The 782-nt window shown below is 54.1% G+C and carries 1 protein-coding gene; it reads right to left on the reverse strand.

All coding sequences use genetic code 11. The features are described 5' to 3' along the window. Positions 1-516 precede the first annotated feature (516 nt). Positions 517-747: a type II toxin-antitoxin system MqsA family antitoxin gene (locus tag P1S59_14550; protein MDF1527444.1), complete on the reverse strand. Its 231-nt coding sequence runs from the start codon at positions 745-747 to the stop codon at positions 517-519. Positions 748-782: the final 35 nt, after the last annotated feature.

Consider the following 782-nt stretch of genomic DNA (forward strand, 5'->3'; position numbering starts at 1 on the left):
TTTTGCGAAGCCATCAAACTTCATACTCCGGCTGATCAGTTTGGAACGGAACAGGTGGTCAATTTGCTCCGGAATACGCCGTGCAGGGTGCAGAGTGAAACACGGGTTCTATAAAGACGGTAAAGGCAGCCTCACCCGGGGGGCTCCCGGCGTATGCCGTAAAGGCGCTCAAGGGCATTTACCACGGAGAAGATCGGAGAAAGGCGGAGGAAAAGCCTTGGCTGGAAGTGCCCGGCGGAAATCTTCTTGCCGGACTTTAATTTTTAAGAATATTATGGGCGCATCTTAAACCCTGTTGCACTTCGAACTTGAAACCGCCGGGCAAAAACGATGAGGCAGCAGGGGACAAACCTCTGACGGACAATACTTGCAATTCAACCTGTTTGTTTATCTCGGCTCCTGGCGAAAATACGGAAAACGTCAGCCCCCCGGGGTTACCCTCAATTTCCCCCGTGGTACAAGGGTTTTTCGAAAAGTGTGAAAGGCGAGAACGAACCCCACCGGGGTGCCCGCATTTCAGGCAGCCTTGTACTCTCGAACCTCCACCTGCACACCGGTACGGACCGCATGTTCCGCCTCGCCCATCACATTTTTGGTGATCTCCTCGTCGATGAACTCCTCGCCGCAATTCCGGCAGACGGCGGCGGGGACGTTGCGCACCACCACGGTAGTCCCACCCCTCTCGAGGGTCAAGGTTGCCTTCCCAGGTCCAACTTCACCCATACGACATACTGGACACTTTTTCATTTCTTTCTCCCTCTAAAATCCTGGGACCAAAGGTC

It is taken from the genome of bacterium, from assembly GCA_029210965.1.
Lineage (GTDB): Bacteria > BMS3Abin14 > BMS3Abin14 > BMS3Abin14 > BMS3Abin14 > JALHUC01.